The organism is Spirochaetota bacterium, assembly GCA_017999915.1.
Lineage (GTDB): Bacteria > Spirochaetota > UBA4802 > UBA4802 > UBA5550 > RBG-16-49-21.
Genome location: JAGNKX010000003.1, coordinates 315,181 through 334,114, shown reverse-complemented (window position 1 = coordinate 334,114; position 18,934 = coordinate 315,181). Strand labels below are relative to the sequence as shown.

Below are 18,934 nucleotides of genomic sequence, written 5' to 3'. Positions count from 1 at the left end.
CCTGCATGAATTGCGGCAAAACCTTCCGCAACAATCGTTATCCATTAGCAGGTACACCATGAAAAAAACCCGGCTTTGCGCCGCAGTAGCCATCGCTGTTGTGTCCTTATTGTTGCCTTTCATGGCGCCGGCGCAAAAAAACGACTGGAAGCTCAAAAAAAACCGGAAAGGGATCCAGGTTTTGACCAGGGATATTCCGGGATCAGGCTTCAAGGAATTCAAGGCGGTCATCGAGGTCGAGGCCACCATGACAAGCGTCCTCAAGCTCATGGAAGACATATCTTCATATCCGCTCTGGTTCCCCAACCTGAAGGAATCGCGCCTGATAAAAATGATCAATTCCAGGGAGATGATCCTCTACCACGTTATAAAGCTCCCCTTCCCGGCCGATGACCGCGATTCCGTATTCAAGGTCACCGCCTCCCGGGACCCCCGCACGGCAGCGGTGACCCTGAAGTTGACCAGCCTCCATGATTTTCTTCCGGAACGGGCAAAAACAATTCGGGTCAGGCAGATTTCCGGTTCCTGGTCCTTTATCCCCGACACGGCCCGGGGTACGATCAAAGTCATCTACCAGATGCACAGCGACCCCGGAGGGAAGTTGACCCCTTTGATGGCCAACATGGCAGTGGTAAAACGGCCTTTTACTGTCCTGTGCAACATGAGGGATATGCTGAAAAAAACCGCTTACAGAGACGCAAAGGAAACGGAATTGCGACTTTTCAAATGATCATCCATTCCATCGTAAAATCCCATCCAACCCCGTCCCGCCCTCACGCGGGATCGCTCCAGCATTATTCCATTCATTTTTTTATTTTTATTATTTACAATTAAACGAGCTCGCGTATTTTAATAAAGATATGCTGAATGAGTATGGCAGCCGCCGTGACCAAGGCTGTCCGCCTCGCAAAATATATATAGACACAGCGTACGGCTAATTCTGTTCATGGTTGCACATGCGAAGATCCTCTGATCTCGCATGCATAAATCTTTCCGGATTAAAAGATTTATCACTATAATGTTATATGGAGGCATCAATGCGTTTTTTTAAACTACCGATCATTGCAGTAATGGTTTTCGGTTTCTCTCTTTCGGCGCTGTCTGAAACAGCCGAAGAAAAGGGGGCCCGTTTGATGAAAATGAACGACGATCAGCCGATTTTTCAGAAGGTCAAAGGCGAGGCGGCCATCAAGATTTACGGAAGCACCGGGGACCTCCGGTTCCAGAAGAAGCTGGTCATGGCATCGTACACGGAATTCATCGGCACGAACCAGCAGAAAGAAAATTACATCAGCTGCTTTCTCGCCCCCGCCGACGATAACGGCAATTCATATATGATGTACAATTTCAAGAACGAGCCTGACATCAAGTACGTATACCTCAAGGGAATCAGAAAGGCGAAGAAAGTCACCGGCGCCGACAAGCGCCTCAGCTTTTTCGGCAGTGATTTCACGAACGGCGACATCGGAAAACCCGATTATACCGAGTGCACCTACAAGGCCCTTCCCGATACCCGTATAGTATTCAAGGGGAAAGAATTCGAATGCTATGTGATCGAGAGCCTGCCCAAGAACGATCAGATCGCGCGGGACACCGGGTACGGCCGCAAGGTGACCTACCTCGAGAAGAAAACGCTGCTGACCCTCAAGCTTGAATACTATGACGAGAACAAGATCAAGCAAAAGGAAATGAACCTGTTGTCCTTCATAACACGCAAGAACGTCAAGGGCCTGCAGGTGTATTATCCGACAGGTCTCGAGATGAAAACCCTGAAGCGCGGCACGAAGTCCGAGCTCCTTTTCAGCAACATGCGCTTCGAGGAAGAAGCGAACATTTCCCCTAACATTTTCTCGGTCGAGTATCTGACACGGAAATGGTGGTAAGATACAACCGATGCGACGTATCCTGATGCGTATGAACGCCGTGGAACGTGGCGATAAAAAATAGTCGAAGAGGAGGATAGCATGCAAAAACGGATCATCATGGCATCGGTTATATGCGCGTTGTTTCTTATCGGCTGTATGGCAAGCCTGGAAAAGTATCCCAGGGAAAAATGCGGAGCTTTGCCGAATGACAATGTATTCAAGGCGATCCAGGACAACTGCGTCAAATGCCACACGAAAGACTTCACCACGAAGCAGGACATCTGTGTCAGGAAGGCCATGATCATCGACGCGGTTAAAACCGGCAGGATGCCCAAGATGGGCAAACTGTGGCCGTCGTATTACAAAACAATAGTCGATTGGAAATAATTCCGATCATCACAGGGAAGTGGCGGTTTCGAAACCGCCACTTCCCTCCATATTAAAATAATTCAAGCTGCTCATCGTCAGGGCCTTTCACTTCCCCGAAAACGGTGCGCCCGCCATAACGGTGGGAATCCCTGATCTCCATCTCTATTGTCTTATCGAAATCGGCGCAGGGATCGTGCTTTTCCTCGATCACCCGCACGGCCTTCGCAAGGCCTTTCAAAGCCTTCAGTTTGTCCGAATGATCGATCCTTGACCTGTTGACCGCGCTTCGCAGCTGTTCAATGGTCTCATCGTACACGCGCAACGGCACGGGAAAGGGCTTACCGTCCTTCCCTCCGTGGGCGAAACTGAAGCGCGCCGGGTCGTCGAACCGCGTCGGCGTCCCGTAGATGACTTCGCTCACCAGGGCCAGGGACTGCATGGTCCGCGGACCGAGCCCCTCCAGGAGCAGCATGCCCTCGAAATCGCGGAGCCCCCTGTCATGGGCCAGGGCGAGAACGCCGCCGAGACGCTTCAGGTTAACGTCATCCCCGGTGACGTCATGGCGCCGCGGCATTATGATCTTCCGGACCTCCTTCATCATGGCGGACGGGTCCTCCCGCGCGATGGAGACGATGCCGTCCCGCGCCGTACCTGCTTTTGCGTCTACCAGGTTAAGGATGCATCCGCGGTTACGGCCGTATATCGAGGCGTGAGGCTCTTCCACGAAGGACGTAATGCGAGGCGAATGCCAGTGATAGCGCCGGGCCAGGCCGGTGCCGTCATTGAGGCCCTGCTGGACAACGGCCCACTCACCCTCATCGGTCAGAATGAATGAGTGCAGGTATATCTGGAATCCGTCCTGCACCGCGGTATTGTCGATTTTAGCGCTGAGCCTGCTGCACCGGACCAGATAGGCGCCGTCAAGGCTCTTCGCGTCAGCGATGGCGCTGATCTCATCGGGTGTGCGGCGGGAATGCTTGCCCCTGCCCCCGCAGATGAAGATGCCCAGTTCTTTTGAAATGGGATTGATCGCCTGCTTGAGGGAACCCATCACGGAGGTGGTGATTCCAGATGAATGCCAGTCCATTCCCAGGACCGACCCGAAGGCCTGGAACCAGAAGGGATCGCTCAGGCGCCGCAGCACCTCGGATGTGCCATATTCGGCGACGATGGCCTCCACTATGGCGCCCCCGAGCCTTGTCATCCGTTCATAGAGCCAAGGTGGTACATGGCCGTAATGGAGCGGCATATCAGCGTAACCGGAACGTTTCATATCTGTCTCTATTATTACACTATCAGGAGTCGGCTTATATTTCAAGTAATTTTCTATACATTTGTATAGTTGTTTGAGGCAGCAGTAAATTTTCAGGGGTGCATGGGCCATCCCGGCGAGCAGGCGACATGGATGTCGCCGATTCCGCCGAGTCAACTGGTGCGCTGGGCAGGAGGTCCGAGTGCAGAGCCGCGACAGGATGTCGCATTTGGCTCTGCTTATACGAGGCGGACGAGCGGGATGGCCCATGCACCCCTAGTTTACGACTGCCACCTTGTCCTTTTACGGTCGAAAATCTTGCCTTTTCGGTACTTTGTTTTTATATTTATAAAATCATTTATGAGCGGAGAAACATATGAAAAAATATAGACCCATATCGCGAATATTGAAAGGAAAGCCGACCCTTGAAGGAGCCGGAGTCAGGCTCAATCGCGTCTTCGGCTATTATGAAGTCCCGCTTCTCGATCCCTTTTTATTGCTCGATGATTTCCACTCGGACAATCCCGATGAATATGTTAAAGGATTTCCCTGGCATCCCCACCGCGGCATTGAAACCATGACCTATATGTTCCAGGGCTCCATCCGGCATGAAGACAGCATCGGGAATAAGGGCGTGATCCATAGCGGCGATGCCCAGTGGATGACCGCCGGAAGCGGCATCATTCATTCCGAGATGCCTGACCAGGACCGGGGGCTCCTATGGGGCCTCCAGCTCTGGGTGAACCTCCCCGCGGGCCTTAAGATGTCCGAACCACGGTACCGGGACATATCTTCGGGGAGCGTTCCCATTGTCGAATCCGGCGGAGTGGCGGTGAGAATAATAGCTGGCGATTATGAAGGGACCAGGGGGCCTGCGCAGGATATTGCGGCAGACCCGCACTATCTTGATATAACCATCGGGGAGGGAAAAACATTCGAAGTGGAACAGCAGCGGAGCCGCAAGGTCTTCGCCTATGTCATTGAGGGGACGGCCTCCTTCGGGCAGGACGGCCATTCCATCGGCCCGGGGACCCTTGCTCTTTTCAGCGAAGGGGACGCCGTCCAGATCTCGGCGGGGAATACTGCGGCTAGGCTTATCCTGGTCTCCGGCAACCCCATCGGGGAACCTGTTGCCTGGCAGGGACCCATCGTGATGAACACGGAACAGGAGCTGGCCATTGCCTTTGATGAATACTATAATGGGACCTTTCTCAAGCACAAAAGGGGGAAATGACTGCGGGCTGATGATCGCGTCGACAGCAGCGAAGGAGAATCCAGCGGTTTTATTCCAGGCGGTTCCAGGTGATCCTGGCGTCCTTGCTTCTCATGACAAGCGCCTTTCCGTCCACGCTTGTTATCCTGTATGAAAGAGTTATGGTTGATAATTTAAATTCTATATGCCCGCCATCAAGCCTGTAGGTTCCCTTGATGGGCTTCATATCCAGGTCCTTGATCTCCGCGGTCATGGTGCCGTCATTTTTGATCACCACAGTCATATTCTTGTTGAGGGTGGCCTTCCCCGCGTCCCAGGTGCCGATTATATCTTTACTGTAATCCTTTGAACAGGCTGAAAATACCGCCACGATCGCGAGGAGATGTATGACAACGATTCTTTTCATTGGTAAAATCCTGCGCGTACACTATGATGTGCCACGGGGATGTCAATGATAAAAACTTCATGAGACGAGAAAGGCGCGGTCATGGGACCGCGCCTGAAAATTTCCCGGGATATAAACGAATCTACCGCTTGCCGACAACAAGGTTATAGAGCCTGTCGAGGCTGCCCACATATCCGAACTCGTTGTCATACCAGAAGTTCAGGTCGACCATGGTGTAGAGCTTCTCATCGCGCTTGGTCGTTCTCCGGTGCGTGAAGGGCGAGTCATATATCGTGGAATAGTAGCTCCCGATGATGTCCGAGCTGACCAGCTGCCGGTCGGAGAACATCATGATATCGGGGTTACGCTCGCTGTATTTCTTGAAAATGCCGTGGATATAGGCATTGTCATACTCGCCTATCAGGGAAATGTCGAGGATGACGATGGACGCCGTGCTGGTGGGCACCCTGAGGGATGACGCCTGCGATCCGATCCCGAGGGTGCGGATCTCCGGGATGACCTCGATGACGGCATTGGCGGCGCCGGTCGTCGAAGGTATGATATTATTCATGATGCTCCGGGTCTTCCGGCAGTCCTTTTCCCCGTCCTTGGGAAGGACATCAAGGACCTTCTGTGAGTTAGTGGCCGCATGCACCGTGGTGAGGGCGTAGGATATGAACTTGTCCCCGAAATGCTCCACCAGGGCCTTGATCGGGGGCGCGCAGCAGTTGGTAGTGCAGGAGGCGTTGGATATGATCTTGTGCACCGCCGGATCGTACTTGTCGAAATTGACCCCGCCCACGACCGTGACCGCGTCATCGGGCATCGTGGTGCCCTTGTTCTTGATCTTGAAGGGCGCCGTCAGGATGACCTTCTTGGCGTTGTTGAGATGGCCTCGCAGCGAGTTATCCTCGCTGGATGTCGGATCGGTCATCTTACCGGTCGTGTCGAACACGACCTCGACTCCGTACTTTGACCAGGGAATGGTCCCCGGGGCCCGGAAATTCGATTCATTCATCCATACCAGCTTCTTGCCGTTCATGTAGATCGCATCGTTCTTTATTTCAATCGCCTTTTCCTTTTTGTATCCGAAGAGAAAACGCGCGTAGGGGCCGTAGGTCGAATCATACCCGAGATATGTAACAAGGTCCTCAAGGGACTTGCCGGTTTTTCTTCCTGTTGAAATCACTATTTCCTCAAGATCGTCCTTCGTTGACATTATCCACGTCAGAAGCTTCCCGATCCTCCCGATACCATTTATTCCAACCGGTGATTTAGGCGATATGGTGCTCATGATCCTTCTCCTGAAAATTATAATCTATTATTGCATCCCTCCCCCTCGACCGGGGCCGCTCACGGCCATCCATGGCCTCCGCGGCATTCGGACATCCTGTCCGCGCTTGCCACTGCAACCTCCCGTTGGGAGCCTCCAATCAAGGGAGGGGGGCTCTGCAATTCAATCCTTAATTGACATCGTCCGTGACGCCGCGCTTCCGGGTCCGGTGATAACCCATGTAAACATTACCCGTCGATCCGTCAATTGTAATAAAGTCGCCCTCCCGCACGAGGACATGGCCGTCCTCCGCCGAGGAATACTCGATATAGGCCTGGTTGTTGTCTTCATCGATGTGCATGATGGAAAAATCGCTTACGCCGGTCTTTTCCAGGCGCCGCATCTGCAGCACCGCGTGGGATGTCATCCCGCCGATGCAGGTGAGTATCCCGTCGGATTTTTCCATGCCCACCACGTCCTCCGGGTTCGTCTCCGGCCGTATGAGGATCACCTTGTCGCCGGAGTATTTCTTTCTCACCTCGTCGATGCGGTCGATCATGAAGACCGCCCTTCCGGACACGACGCCGCCCGACGCGGCGAGGCCCTGGCCGAGATGGTACGGTTCAATGGCCTCGGGCGTATCAATGAGCTCCTCGACCTCGAAAATCTGGTTCACCATGCCCCTTACCTGCAATATGTACAGCACATTGTTTTCAATGGTGAATTCGATCTGCAGATCGTTCCCCCACTTGTCCCGGATCCGCTGCACCGCGCTGAAGAGCATATTGTAAAGCTCGGGGAACTTCTCCTCCATTGATGGCATGGCCGAAAATCTTTTGTACACTTTTTTCTGGTCCTCGCTGACGGGAAACACCCGGGCAATGCCGCTCACGACATCATGGCCCTGGGACCTCGTCTTGTATTCACCGAAGAGGTCGATCTTCTCGTTGCCATGGTAGCGGCTGTGAACCACCCCCGTGATGCAATCCGGCGAGGAATTGCCGAAAACCATGTTCTGTATGATGACCGCCGTACCCCACTCGTCCGATATGTTCACCAGCTCCCGGTATTTCCGCGCCACCGGCGAATTCCATGACCGGAACACCGCAACGATGGAAAAAAGGAGCTGCTCGTAGGGATCCTCGGGAATGTAATGTCCCTGGTTCCTGATCTCGTCATAGTACTGCACGGCCAGCTCCGCCATCTGGTCGCCGGTCATCTTTTCCTTCAGGTCAACGCCTACCCTTTCCTTGTAATCGTACATCAGGTTCTCGAAGACATGGCGGCTCATGCCGTAGAAGGATATGGCCAGGTCCTGGAGGAAGCGCCGGTAGCAGTCGCAGGCAAACCACTGGTCGGAGCGCGCGTAATAGTTCAATATCTCCCGCGTCATCCCCACGTTGGTGATGGTGTCCATGACGCCGGGCATGGAGAAGACCGCGCCGCTCCGTACCGACAGGAGCTGCGGAGTGTGCGGGTTCCCGAACCTGTTCTCGGTGAACTTGTCTATATAGCGCTTCAGGAGATAGATCGTCTGCTGGCGCGATTCCTTGTCGTCTATGATGGCGTCTCCCAGGCGCTTGTACAGCTCCGAGGAGAGAATGATGCCCGGCGGCGCGTTGACGCCCTCCATGTTGGCGATGAACAGGAGGCCGTGGGCCTTGCTGCCGATCTCCCAGACCGGCGCGAACCGCTCCTCTTCGCCGTGGGCCTCCGCGATCTTCTTGATGTCGTGAATCTGCGCGTACTGGTCCTCGTCGTACGGATCGAAGGGATCGTAGGGATCGCTCGGATCGTCAAGGAGCCTGATGACCTCCCACACGCTGTTGCCGGTGCCGGGGCTGCGCTTGACCTCGTTGAGGCACACGGTATCGCCGTCTCCGACAATCATGGCAACCAGCCGCTCCTTGAGGGATATGAGAAAATTGTCGAAGAGCTGCAGCAGCGGCGATTGCATGATCTGGCTACGGACAAAGCGGTCGATTATGATATCGGCTTTCTCCGCGTTGTCCCGCGGGATATACTGGCGAGCGATGCGCTTCACGCCGATATTCCGGATCGCCTCGCGGCACACGTACTTGAAAGTCTCGTTGAAGCGGTCCGATATCTCGCCATGGATGGTCAGGGTGTGGGTCACGATGTCCCGGAGCTGCGAGAGCTTCAGGTTGGGCGTCTCCAGCAGGTTGTTGTAGTTGAGCATTTCCTGGTTCGCCAGGCCGTCGATCACGAAGGTCTTTATGAAGAGCTTCAGCACCTTCTTGATGTCCCCGAGGGATAGCTCTCCGCCGGAAGGGATATCCATCTCCTCGATGATCTTCTCGAAAAACCGCACCCGAATCAGGTTCATGTGAAAAAACACCTTGAGGGTGTCGAATTTCTTTTCCTTGTAGGAGCCGTACATCGACGGGATCCCGAAGGCGATGTGGCGCTTCAGGTCGATGGTATCCAAAGGCTCGAAGACCTGGCTTGAAAGAAGGATCTCGTCCTTGAGAAACAGCTGCTCCTTGAGGAGCACGTCCAGGGCAGCCAGCGTATCGGGCCCCTTGATGGCCTCGAAGAAGCCGGCAGGCGGCTCGAACAGGATCTCCCGCGCGTAAAGCTCGAGCTTCTCGATGACCCTGATATCGGTGAAGTTATACTTGTCAAAGAGGAGCCGGTACACGTGGAGGAAGGTGATGAATTTCTCAATGTTGACCTTGGAGACATCGCGGGTCCGCACCTCGTCGAACATCTTCCTGAAATCATCGTCGGAAATCTCGTATATGAACTTCCAAATGATCTTCTTGGATGAGTCGAGGGAAAACTTGTTCCGGATAAAATGCAGGATCTTCGTCATCTCCGTGGGCAGGCGCGTATCGAAATAGAGAGAAAAATAATGAACGGCCCTTTCCTTGTCGGCGGCGGACACGCCTTCGAAGGCACCGTTCTTTATGAAGTCCATGAAATCGTTCTCGTCGACGGAACTCAGGAAATCCCAGAACTTCTTTTCGCCATGATCGGGAAATCGCCTGAGCGCTTCCTGGTAGATCATCCGGGGCGTTTCCTCCACGTCGAGGTTGACGAGATGGAAGAATTCCTCCAGGTTGCCGTACACCTCCGAGGGAACCATGTTCTTCAGGAGGGTCTTTTTACCGGTCATCCAGAATTCCATGATGCGCTGCAGCAGGGACACGGTCTGGCTGCTCGACTCCACGTGGACCTGCTTGCGCATGAAGTGGATCAGGTCGTCCATCTTGTGGTTCGTATCGATCCGCTCGGTGAAGGAGCGTATGTCCCCCGTGGCGCCGATGTCATGATAGAAGGCCGGGAATACCGAGGCCAGGGAAATAATGAGGTAGAACACGTCCCGGTAATTGCTGCTCAGGAGCTTCGAGATGTCGCGCTGGAACACGTCGGTGTCCTTGAGGAACACGCCGTAGAGTTTCAGGTTCACGATGAGGCTCGCCGAGAGCTTCTTCATCACCCGCGGGTTGATCTCGATGAGCTTCATCCAGGTCCTGATGTTCTCCAGGTGGCTCGAGTTCACTATGACCGACCAGTCCGAGGCGATCCCGGATATCTCCGGGAAGCTGAACTTCGAACGCACCAGGATATCCTCGAAGAAATCGATAAGGCCGATGTTTCCCGATTCGATGACGGTCCGGCCTATGTTGTATATGGTCGAAAAGGCCCCGGTGAAGTTGCCGCCCCGCTCGACCTCCGAAAGGAGCACCGGCATGACAAGGTTGATGACGTTCTGCAGAAGAGAGAATCGGCTGTTGTTGACCAGCACGGAGCAGAGTGACGCGAGGGTGCGCGAAATGAATAGCTGGAGGTGCCGGTCCTCGCCCTCGTTCGACTTGCGGATAAGGAACTCGAATATGTTGATTATGGCCTGGTCATCGCCTATCTCGCCGCTCTCGATGGACCCCTTGGCAAGGAGGCATATCTTTTCCCAGAGGTTCGTGTTGTGCTTAAAATCGATGATATCTGTCTTCCCGGTGAATAATTCAGCCGGGCTGTTCGCGGCCAGTCTCTCGATCTCCTCGAGGCGCTTGGCGTAAGCCGACGCGGTCACGGCCCGGAGAAGATCAACGAGCCTGTCCCGCCCGGCAATGTTCTTGAGCACGCCGTAGAGCTCCAGTATGTCAGGCTCCTGCACGATAATGGCCCGTTCCATGTATATTCGGAACTGCATGACCAGGAACCGCGCCAGCGCCTTGATGGCCGGCGATTCCCCCTCGCCATTTTTACAGAGGAGGCTCCCGCAGGTAAAAAAACGATCGTGGATGTTCTCGAAAAAAAACTTGTCCCCGCTCAGGCCGGTCAGAAGGGAGAGATAATCACCGACCACTGAATCAAAAAAGAGCTTCAGTTCATTGAAGGATCCGTCCCCGCCGACAAACTTGTTGAGGACGAAGATATACCTGTCAAAGAAGGTGTCGCAGGCGCGAATGGCCGATACCTTCTTCCGTATCGTCGCCTCGCGGAGGTAGCGATATACCACGGGCATGACGGTGCCGGTATAGGGGAGAATATCATAGATGTAATCGAAGAGGTATCCACGGAGGCCGGTGATGGCGTATTTCCAGTCGATATTGGGGTGCGTAAGCTCGGCGATGAGGCTATTAGTCTTCTGCACCGCTCCCACCATGTCCTTTACAGGCAGGAGAAGCTCTTTTACATGTTCCTTAATGTTCTCATCGACAGCGATCATTCTGCCCCGACAAATAACAGTAGTTGCAGACTTGTATCGTACTGCTTTACCATATTATATGATCCGATTCCTGCGTCCACAATAATAATATCACCTACCTAATAAAATAAAGATTAGCAATATTTAGTGATGCGTCAATTGCCGGATATTGCTATTTGACGCTAACAAAAAATGATGAGTGGAGGGGAATGGAATCTGTGACATGCCCTGAATCAGGTTGATTCTCTTTAAATAAATTAAATCTCTGTCCAATATTTCATATAATAATATGTATTCAGTATCTCGCAGAGTCGCAGGGGCGCAGAGTTCGCGGAGAGTTGTACTATATTATGCAAGTTATTAACGATGGTTAGTATAGTTATTCATCCGATGAAAGGCACATCAAAAACCTCTGCGTCTTTGCGACTCTGCGAGAGAACTTTAATGTATCAGCAGCAAGAAACAAATGGCATAGCCTGTTCATTTATTACGGGGCTTATACACCGAAGCGCTGTATTCAACCGCGAAGCGGGCGGGCTTTCCTTTCATGATATGAAACTCAACGCTAAAGGGAGCATCTTCGCCGTTGCCGAGGACGGTTTGGCCCAGGAAACCGGTGGTATAGCCGATTATCCTTCCGCTATCATCATAAGCGGTGACCGCCACCTGAACATACTGCGCGTTCTTTCCGGAAGCGTTTTTAACCATCCCCGAGGCCCTGTAATAATCATAACGGTGAGCCGGACTGCTCATCTTCAGCCTGGAGAAAGAAAGCTTCGGCCGCTGCTGATAATAGGACGGCGCCTCCGCTGCGCCGATGGACTTGACCGAGGAGTATGCCGGCGCCCTCTGAATCAAGACGGAGATCGGAATTTTCTCCCCCGGCAGGAGATAACCGCGGATGCCGTAGCCAGTGCCCACTGCGACCTTCTCTCCTTTCGCGTTGTGCAGGGCGATCTCGGCTTTCGGGAGCACCGGGGTCTCGCCTGTATTGGCATAGATGCCCACAAAATAGATGTTGCCGATGGAATCAGGGAGGGGGCTGATCCCCGTGAATTCGGCGCTGACCTTCTTTTCCGGTTCAATGGCATCCTGTCCGGCCTCGGCAGGCTCGCCCGATTTTTCGACTGGAACATCGCTTCTGTTCCCGTTATGGCCTTCCGGAGATCCGGGCCCCGTAACAACAAACATGGCATACCCGGCTATGACCAGGAAAAACGCCATAGCCGATATGACAGCGATGATTTTATTCTTTTTAATATAGGCGGCCACGGAACCGGTAATCCTCCGCGCGCCCGAGTCATAATGGATTGTGCCGCAGTAATGACAGACATACTTTCCCTCTTGCAGCCTCATATCGTGGCTGCCGCACTGACGGCAGAGAAGGGGCTTAATATCTTTCATTGGCAGACTCCAAATTCAATACCGGTCATCGTTCAACTGTTTTTAATCGGACTAAGGGCGGTTGGGAAAAACACGCATGTATTCACCGGCGCGCTCGGTTTTAAAGTTGAGGACCCGTTCGGAACCGCCCCTGCCATGCCGTATGTCGATGGTCACCGCGGCTCCCGCGCCGTCCGGCGCCGCCGTTACCTGCCCCGCCGAAACAAGGGCAGGCACGTATCCCTTGAGGATCATGGCTTTGACATCGACCCGCGGTTCCGTCGAATTGTATTCAATGACGAAACGCAGGAGATAGGCGCTCTTCGAAAAAGGCAGCTTTTGGGCTATGACGATGCGACGGTCCGTCAGGCGCACCATGCAGTTATTGTAGCGATAGAATCTGATACGCTTCTCGTCCACGGCGACGCCTCTCTCTTCGCAGACAACGATCTCTCCCGGGACTTCGGGTAGACGTGCCAGGGAGGAGCGGCGGTAGAGTAGAAAAAGCAGCAGTGCCGCAGCGGCGAGAAAACATATGATAATAATGACAGTAATCATAAATATAGAGAAAATACCCCGGGCGATGTTTCTGTCAACAATTTTGCCGCATAAAAAACCGTGGCGCAGTCATAAATCGAATACGGCAGTCCCTCCGACCGTAATCAATAATATCGGTTTACCCGCACCGCCCGCTCCGGTGCAGGCAGGCGTTGCCGTTCGGGTTGTCGCAGCAGCCCGGAAGGATAAGGCGCACGGAGCGTTCGAAGAAGAGGTAGTCCCATATCCAGTTGACGATCACGAAGAGCTTGTTCCTGAAGCCTATGAGGTTCATGATGTGAATCACAATCCAGATGATCCATGCCGGGAACCCACGGAATTCCCTCTTCCCGATACGGGTAACGGCGGCGTTGCGGCCGATGGTGACCATGGCCCCCCGGTCCCTGTAAGTGAAGTCCCGGGCTTCTCCCCCCCGTATCTGGAGCAAAATATTCTCCGCCGCCCATCGGCCCTGCTGGATCGCCACGGGCGCTATCATCGGCAGGGGCACGCCCTTCTCTTCAAGGTATGTCAGGTCGCCGGTGACGTAGACCTCGGAACGGCCGGGAAATTGCAGGGTCGGCAGCGTCTTGATTCTCCTGTTCTGGGAAAGGGGCGCTTCCGTCGACGATTCCGGCACGATGCCGCTCACGCCGGCGGTCCAGATGACAGTATCGGTGCCGAGAAACGATCCGTCGTTGAAAGAAACGCCGGCGGCGGAGATATCCTTCACACGGACGGAGAGGCGGACGTCCACGCCCATGCCGGACAGCTTCCCGACGGTGTAGGCGCTCAACTTGTGCGACAGCATCGAAAGCACACGGTCAGCCGACTCCACGAGCACCACGGAAACATCCCCGGACGATAACCCGGGAAAATCCTTCCGGAGGGGGCCCCGCACCAGTTCAGACAGAGCACCGGCGAACTCGACGCCCGTGGGCCCTCCCCCGGCTATAACAAAAGTAAGAAGCTTTTTCCTCCGGGCAGGATCGTCGATATAGGCGGCCCTCTCAAAGCAGGTGAGGATGTGGTTGCGGAGCACCATGGCGTCATCCAGCGTTTTCAATGGAAATGCATAGCGTTCCGCGCCGGCCACGGTGAAGTAATCGGTCCGGCTTCCGGAAGCGACGATGAGATAATCATAGGGAACTTTCTGGTTATTGCACAGAACGTACCGTTCATCGTAATCTATCCGGGCCGCTTCCGCGCGGAGGTACGATACATTTCCGCTCTTTCTCAAAAGGGAGCGTATGGGATATGCTATCTGTTCCGGCTCGATCTCGGCGGCTCCCACCTGGTACAGGAGGGGCAGGAACGTGTGATAGTTATTCTTGTCGATCAGGGTTACCCTGACCCCCTTTTTTCCGGCCAGGGACTTGACCGCCCAGAGACCGGCGAACCCGGCGCCGATGATGACCACGTGTTTTATATCTTTCTGATCCATATCTGTCGAATTCCTCTTATATGATAATTGCTATTACATCTATTGCAATGAACATAGCATACAGGTTGATTCATGACATTGATTTAGATCAATATTATAAATTTATCTCGCAGAGTCGCGGTGACGCTGAGTTCGCGGAGGGAATCAGATAAATGCTGGTGTTCATATTAATAATTATGTCTGGTTACATATTTTAGCAGCATAACGACAACCCTCAAATCTCTGCGCCTCTGTGTCTCTGCGAGTTGTCTTCTCATATGATACCTATGACGGGTCCATGCTTGGTGAGTTTCTCCCGCTCACACCGTTGATTGTTTGATATTGGTCAGCTCTTTTCATACAGCACCGCCCTCACCGGGGCTCCCTCGGCGCCTGTTATCCTCAGCGGGAGGCAAACAAGCTCGTATTCGGCCGGCTGGACACCCGACAGGTCGACACTTTCAAGGATCACTATATTGTTCTTCAGCAGCATTTTATGTACCGGGTGTTCCTTTTCCGCATGAAACGATTCAATGGATAAATAGTCGATGCCGACAAGGGAAACGCCGAGCTCGGCCAGGTATTCCGCTGCGCTCAAACCCAGGGCCGTAAAGCCTTCGTAAAAAGCTGCAGTGTTGTTTTTCCACAGTTCCGAATTTGCCGTCTTGAATAAAATCCTTTTATATCCTCCCAGGCCGAGGTTCTCTATATGCTTCTTTTCGATCAGGGATTTGGCGTCTATCCCGACAACCCGGCAGGGCCCGTTGAGGACATCCAGGGGGATGTCATCGACCGCCCTCCCCCGATCCATAAAATGCAAAGGCGCGTCGATGTGGGTGCCGCAATGGACCCCCATGGCCAGGGATGTGAGATTGCAGGAATTTCCCTTGCTGATGGATTTCGTCCTTTCCACAATCACAGGCGGATCGCCGGGCCAGACCGGCATCGTATTTAATATTGGAACCGTTATATCATAAAATTTCATATAGAATTATCATGCTCTTTTTTGACCTTTGTTTTCTCCGTTCCCCACTCACCCGGGAGAGGGGCCGTGAACGAGGGTAACCCTGCCATACTATTTTCCCCAATCTGTCCTGAAAATCCTGCCCTCCTGGGCATCGATCCGCTCATACCCGTGGGCGCCGAAGAAATCCCGCATGGCCTGCACAAGGTTTGCCGGCAGCCGGGCCGACCGATAACTGTCAAAATAAGCCAGCGTTGATGACAGCACTGGCACCGGTATGCCATGGAGCGCCGCCGTGGATACGGAGCGGCGCCATCCGGCTGTCTTTTCCCTTATCAGAACCCCAAATTGTTCTTCCAGGAGCAGGTTTCCGGTCCATGATCTATTGCTGATTATCTTCCCGATCTCATTCATCAACGCAGACTGGATGATACAACCGCCGCGCCAGAGGCGGGCAATGGCGGACCGGTCAAGATCCCACTTAAAATCCTCCGAAGCCCTGTCCAGGAGGGCAAATCCCTGGCAATGGGATACCGCTATGGCGCAGTAGAGGGCGTCTTCGATGTCATGAATCAGCGCCTCCCGGTCCCCGGAGAATTCGGCGTTGTCCAGGTACAGCTCAGCGGCCCGGCGCCGTTCCTCCAGGAGGGACGAGATAAGGCGCGCCGCCACGGCCTCGTCCATGGCCTGAGCCGGGACCCCCATGTCCAGGGCGGCCATTGACGATTCCTTGCCGGTCCCTTTCTGGGAGGCTCGGTCAAGGATGGCGTCAAGGAGGAGCGCCCCCTTGTCCCTCTGCTTCAATATGCGGGGGACAATCCCCATGAGGTATCCGCCAAGGCAGCCGGCGTTCCAATTCCCGAAGGCGACAGCCATTTCATCCGCGCCCATGGCGGCCATGCGCCTCATCATGTCATAGGCCTCGGCGATGGCCTGCATCATGGCGTACTCTATGCCGTTGTGGACCATCTTCACGAAATGGCCCGCCCCGCCCCGGCCGGTCCATTCGCAGCAGGGAGTCCCGTCTTCGAGCTTCGCGGCGACTGATTGAAGCAGCGGGCCTATGGTTTTCCACGCTTCCGGCGAGCCTCCCGGCATAAGGGAAGGTCCCCTGAGGGCGCCTTCACCGCCGCCGGAGACACCGCATCCCACGTAGAGGATGCCCGCTTTTTCAAGGTTTGCCATCCTTCGCTCGGTATCTCTGTAATGCGAATTGCCGCCGTCGATGATAATATCTCCGGGATCAAGGCGCTGCGCGAGGCTAAGGATGACATCATCGACGGGCGCGCCGGCCTTGACCATCAGCAACATGACCCTGGGCTTGCGCAACTGAGCTATAAAGTCATCGAGGTGCCGCTCGCCGGCGATAGCGTCGCAGCCGTGGGACTTGAGGAAATCCGCAAGGAGGTCCCCTTCGCCGGGAGCGCCGGGATTAAAGACTGCCACGGAAAAACCGTGGCGTGAAAAATTGAGGGCAATGTTCCTCCCCATGACGCCGAGGCCTATGATGCCGATGTCACGGCTATCCAATGTTAAGGCTCCTTATGTATGATAGGGGGAGCAGCTCCCTCCGGATGATCTCGTCGATTATATCCGCGCATATATCATCGGGCCTTTTCACGATGGAGACCGTCACCGCATGGGCGGGCTCTTCCAGGGCCTGGAACTGGCTATCCAGGAGCTCGGCCGGGAAGAAATGCCCCGTCCGGCTTTTCATCCGGCCGAGTATCAGCTCCGGCTCGCCTTTCAGATAGACGTAGGCCACCTCTTCCTTGCCGTTCCAGTTGAGTATCTCCCTGTACTTTTCTTTAAGGGCGGAGCAGGCCAGCACCGCGCCGCCATGCCTGTTCCACTGGGCCACGTGGACCGCGAGGTCAAAGAGCCAGGGCACTCGTTCCTCGTCGGTAAGGGGACGGCCGCTCTTCATTTTTTCCATGCTCTCACTGGAGTGAAAATCATCGGCATCGTGGAATGGAAAGGCTATCCTGTCGGCAAGGAGCTTCCCGACCGCCGTCTTCCCGCTACCCGATACTCCCATGACGATAAATACCATAACCGACAGGTCTCCTTGATGTATGCATAAGATTCTGCATGAAAGTGGAATTGTGTCAAACAGAAATCCTTTTTGTGGAACACGAAGAACATGATGCCGGCAATTAATTAGTCACCATTGAACTTTTTTTCTTCTTGATATTATTCAACGCTTTTGCCAGGATATCTCAATAGATAAAAAAAGGCGCGTACATATAAAAAAGCGCCCGGGGCCGCGGCCCTGAAATACAGTATTACCATTTTTTAGGAGGATACCATGCCTGTAGATCATGCAGTTTCTACACGTCTGTCTTCGCGCGCCCACTACTCCGACCCAGCCTCGCACGATACAATCTCGGCCTCACCCAGGCAGGAAAAGGACATGCACATGGGAGAGCCGGGACTTCTGCACAAGCTTTTCCGCCGGCGGAGGCTCGAGGGCGTATTTCTCTTCATCACGTCGAAGTGCAACTCGAAGTGCCGCACCTGCTTCTACCACGAGAAGCTCAACAGCGACGACGACCTCACCTTCGACGAAATCAGGCGCGTCTCCGAAAGCGCGCCGAAGTTCGACAAGCTCTGGCTTTCCGGCGGCGAGCCTTTTCTCCGCAAGGAGCTGGTGGAGATCGTGAAGCTCTTTTACGACAATAACGGGGTGCGCGTGGTGAACCTTCCCACGAACGGCCTCTGCGGGGATCTCATCGTGGATGAGACAGAGCGTCTCCTGGATTCCTGCCCGGAGCTCACCGTGCACCTGAATTTCTCCCTCGACGGCCCGGGAAAATTCCATGACGCCAACCGGGGCATACCGGGCAACTTCGCGAAAACCGTCGCCACAATGGAAAAGGCCCGGGACAAGTTCAGGGGCAACAAGCGCCTTCTCATGAACGCGGTCACGGTCATTACCCCCGACGCATACGATTCACTCTTTGACCTGGGGGTTTATATCCTCAATAAAAATACCGTGGCCACGCACTTTTACGAGATCCCCCGCGGGGACACCCGTGATCCGTCGATCAAGACCCTCACGCCGGAGCGCGTCAAGGAGCTCCGGCGGAGGATCCTCCCCCTCTTTGAGCAGCAGGCCGACGCCATATTCAAGGACTTCAGCGGCATGAAGAAAAAATTCGCGAAGTTCTTCTTTTTGGGATTCATCAAGTTCGTCAATGACATACAGGACGCCAACTACGCCGGTCCCTGCCACTGGAAAATGGACTGCACCGCCGGAAAGACCACCTTCGTCATCGACCACAACGGCGACTTCAGGTCATGCGAGATGCGGCCGCCCATCGGCAACCTGCGCGACTACGGCTGCGACCTGACAGCGGCCCTCTATTCCGACGCGATGAATCGCGAGATCGAAGCGATCGGCGGCGGCGGCAGGGCCAACTGCTGGTGCACCCACGGCTGCTGGATCATGTCTTCCATCAAATTCAGCCCCCGGGCCCTCCTCTTCCGGATACCCGCCGCGTACCGGCGTTTCAGGAAGGAAACGGCTCCCGGCTTTGTTCTCCCGGTGATCGATACTGCCCGTATCGAGAACTACCGGTAATGACCCAGTAAC

15 protein-coding genes are annotated in these 18,934 nt (G+C 54.4%); 5 read left to right on the top strand and 10 right to left on the bottom strand.

From position 1 onward, the window contains the following. The first annotated feature begins 58 nt into the window (after nucleotides 1-58). The 3 genes from KA369_07070 (at nucleotide 59) to KA369_07060 (ending at nucleotide 2,252) form a co-directional block, all read left to right on the top strand. Nucleotides 59-730, top strand: coding sequence for an START domain-containing protein (locus KA369_07070; protein ID MBP7735719.1), 672 nt, complete (start codon nucleotides 59-61; stop codon nucleotides 728-730). A gap of 307 nt (nucleotides 731-1,037) precedes the next feature. Continuing rightward, complete coding sequence (locus KA369_07065) at nucleotides 1,038-1,883, top strand: outer membrane lipoprotein-sorting protein (protein MBP7735718.1); 846 nt, start codon at nucleotides 1,038-1,040, stop codon at nucleotides 1,881-1,883. 81 nt (nucleotides 1,884-1,964) lie between these two features. Then, entirely contained in the window at nucleotides 1,965-2,252 is a 288-nt protein-coding gene (locus tag KA369_07060; GenBank protein MBP7735717.1) for a hypothetical protein, read from the top strand. A 52-nt stretch (nucleotides 2,253-2,304) separates the two neighbouring features. Here the strand turns inward: KA369_07060 and KA369_07055 are convergent, their stop codons facing one another. Beyond that, nucleotides 2,305-3,507 carry a DUF763 domain-containing protein gene (locus KA369_07055; protein ID MBP7735716.1) on the bottom strand — a complete coding sequence of 401 codons (1,203 nt, stop codon included), beginning with the start codon at nucleotides 3,505-3,507 and terminating at the stop codon, nucleotides 2,305-2,307. A gap of 355 nt (nucleotides 3,508-3,862) precedes the next feature. On the opposite strand from KA369_07055, the gene KA369_07050 reads away from it, so the two are divergent. After that, entirely contained in the window at nucleotides 3,863-4,720 is an 858-nt protein-coding gene (locus KA369_07050; GenBank protein ID MBP7735715.1) for a pirin family protein, read from the top strand. A 49-nt stretch (nucleotides 4,721-4,769) separates the two neighbouring features. Here KA369_07050 and KA369_07045 read toward each other — a convergent pair whose 3' ends face one another. The 9 genes from KA369_07045 to KA369_07005 all read right to left on the bottom strand — a co-directional run bounded on the left by KA369_07045 (nucleotide 4,770) and on the right by KA369_07005 (nucleotide 17,392). After that, the gene (locus tag KA369_07045; protein MBP7735714.1) at nucleotides 4,770-5,105 is read right to left on the bottom strand and encodes a hypothetical protein; all 336 of its coding nucleotides are present in this window, start codon (nucleotides 5,103-5,105) and stop codon (nucleotides 4,770-4,772) included. Nucleotides 5,106-5,226: 121 nt separating this feature from the next. Further along, on the bottom strand, nucleotides 5,227-6,378 hold the full coding sequence (locus KA369_07040; GenBank protein ID MBP7735713.1) for a glyceraldehyde-3-phosphate dehydrogenase: 1,152 nt from the start codon (nucleotides 6,376-6,378) through the stop codon (nucleotides 5,227-5,229). A 169-nt stretch (nucleotides 6,379-6,547) separates the two neighbouring features. Next, nucleotides 6,548-11,053 (bottom strand): hypothetical protein, encoded by a 4,506-nt coding sequence (locus tag KA369_07035; protein MBP7735712.1) that lies wholly within the window; start codon nucleotides 11,051-11,053, stop codon nucleotides 6,548-6,550. 459 nt (nucleotides 11,054-11,512) lie between these two features. Beyond that, a complete protein-coding gene (locus KA369_07030; GenBank protein ID MBP7735711.1) occupies nucleotides 11,513-12,436 on the bottom strand; it encodes a TFIIB-type zinc finger domain-containing protein in 924 nt (307 codons plus the stop codon). Between the two features lie 51 nt (nucleotides 12,437-12,487). Further along, entirely contained in the window at nucleotides 12,488-12,973 is a 486-nt protein-coding gene (locus tag KA369_07025) for a hypothetical protein (protein ID MBP7735710.1), read from the bottom strand. 118 nt (nucleotides 12,974-13,091) lie between these two features. Then, the gene (locus KA369_07020; protein ID MBP7735709.1) at nucleotides 13,092-14,381 is read right to left on the bottom strand and encodes an NAD(P)/FAD-dependent oxidoreductase; all 1,290 of its coding nucleotides are present in this window, start codon (nucleotides 14,379-14,381) and stop codon (nucleotides 13,092-13,094) included. Between the two features lie 340 nt (nucleotides 14,382-14,721). After that, complete coding sequence (locus KA369_07015) at nucleotides 14,722-15,360, bottom strand: cyclase family protein (GenBank protein ID MBP7735708.1); 639 nt, start codon at nucleotides 15,358-15,360, stop codon at nucleotides 14,722-14,724. Nucleotides 15,361-15,450: 90 nt separating this feature from the next. Then, on the bottom strand, nucleotides 15,451-16,869 hold the full coding sequence (gene gndA / locus KA369_07010) for an NADP-dependent phosphogluconate dehydrogenase (GenBank protein ID MBP7735707.1): 1,419 nt from the start codon (nucleotides 16,867-16,869) through the stop codon (nucleotides 15,451-15,453). Next, nucleotides 16,862-17,392 carry a gluconokinase gene (locus tag KA369_07005; GenBank protein MBP7735706.1) on the bottom strand — a complete coding sequence of 177 codons (531 nt, stop codon included), beginning with the start codon at nucleotides 17,390-17,392 and terminating at the stop codon, nucleotides 16,862-16,864. Before KA369_07005 ends, gndA begins: the two co-directional genes overlap by 8 nt. A 255-nt stretch (nucleotides 17,393-17,647) precedes the next feature. Here KA369_07005 and KA369_07000 point away from each other — a divergent pair, with 255 nt between their 5' ends. Next, complete coding sequence (locus KA369_07000) at nucleotides 17,648-18,922, top strand: radical SAM protein (GenBank protein MBP7735705.1); 1,275 nt, start codon at nucleotides 17,648-17,650, stop codon at nucleotides 18,920-18,922. Nucleotides 18,923-18,934 lie beyond the last annotated feature (12 nt).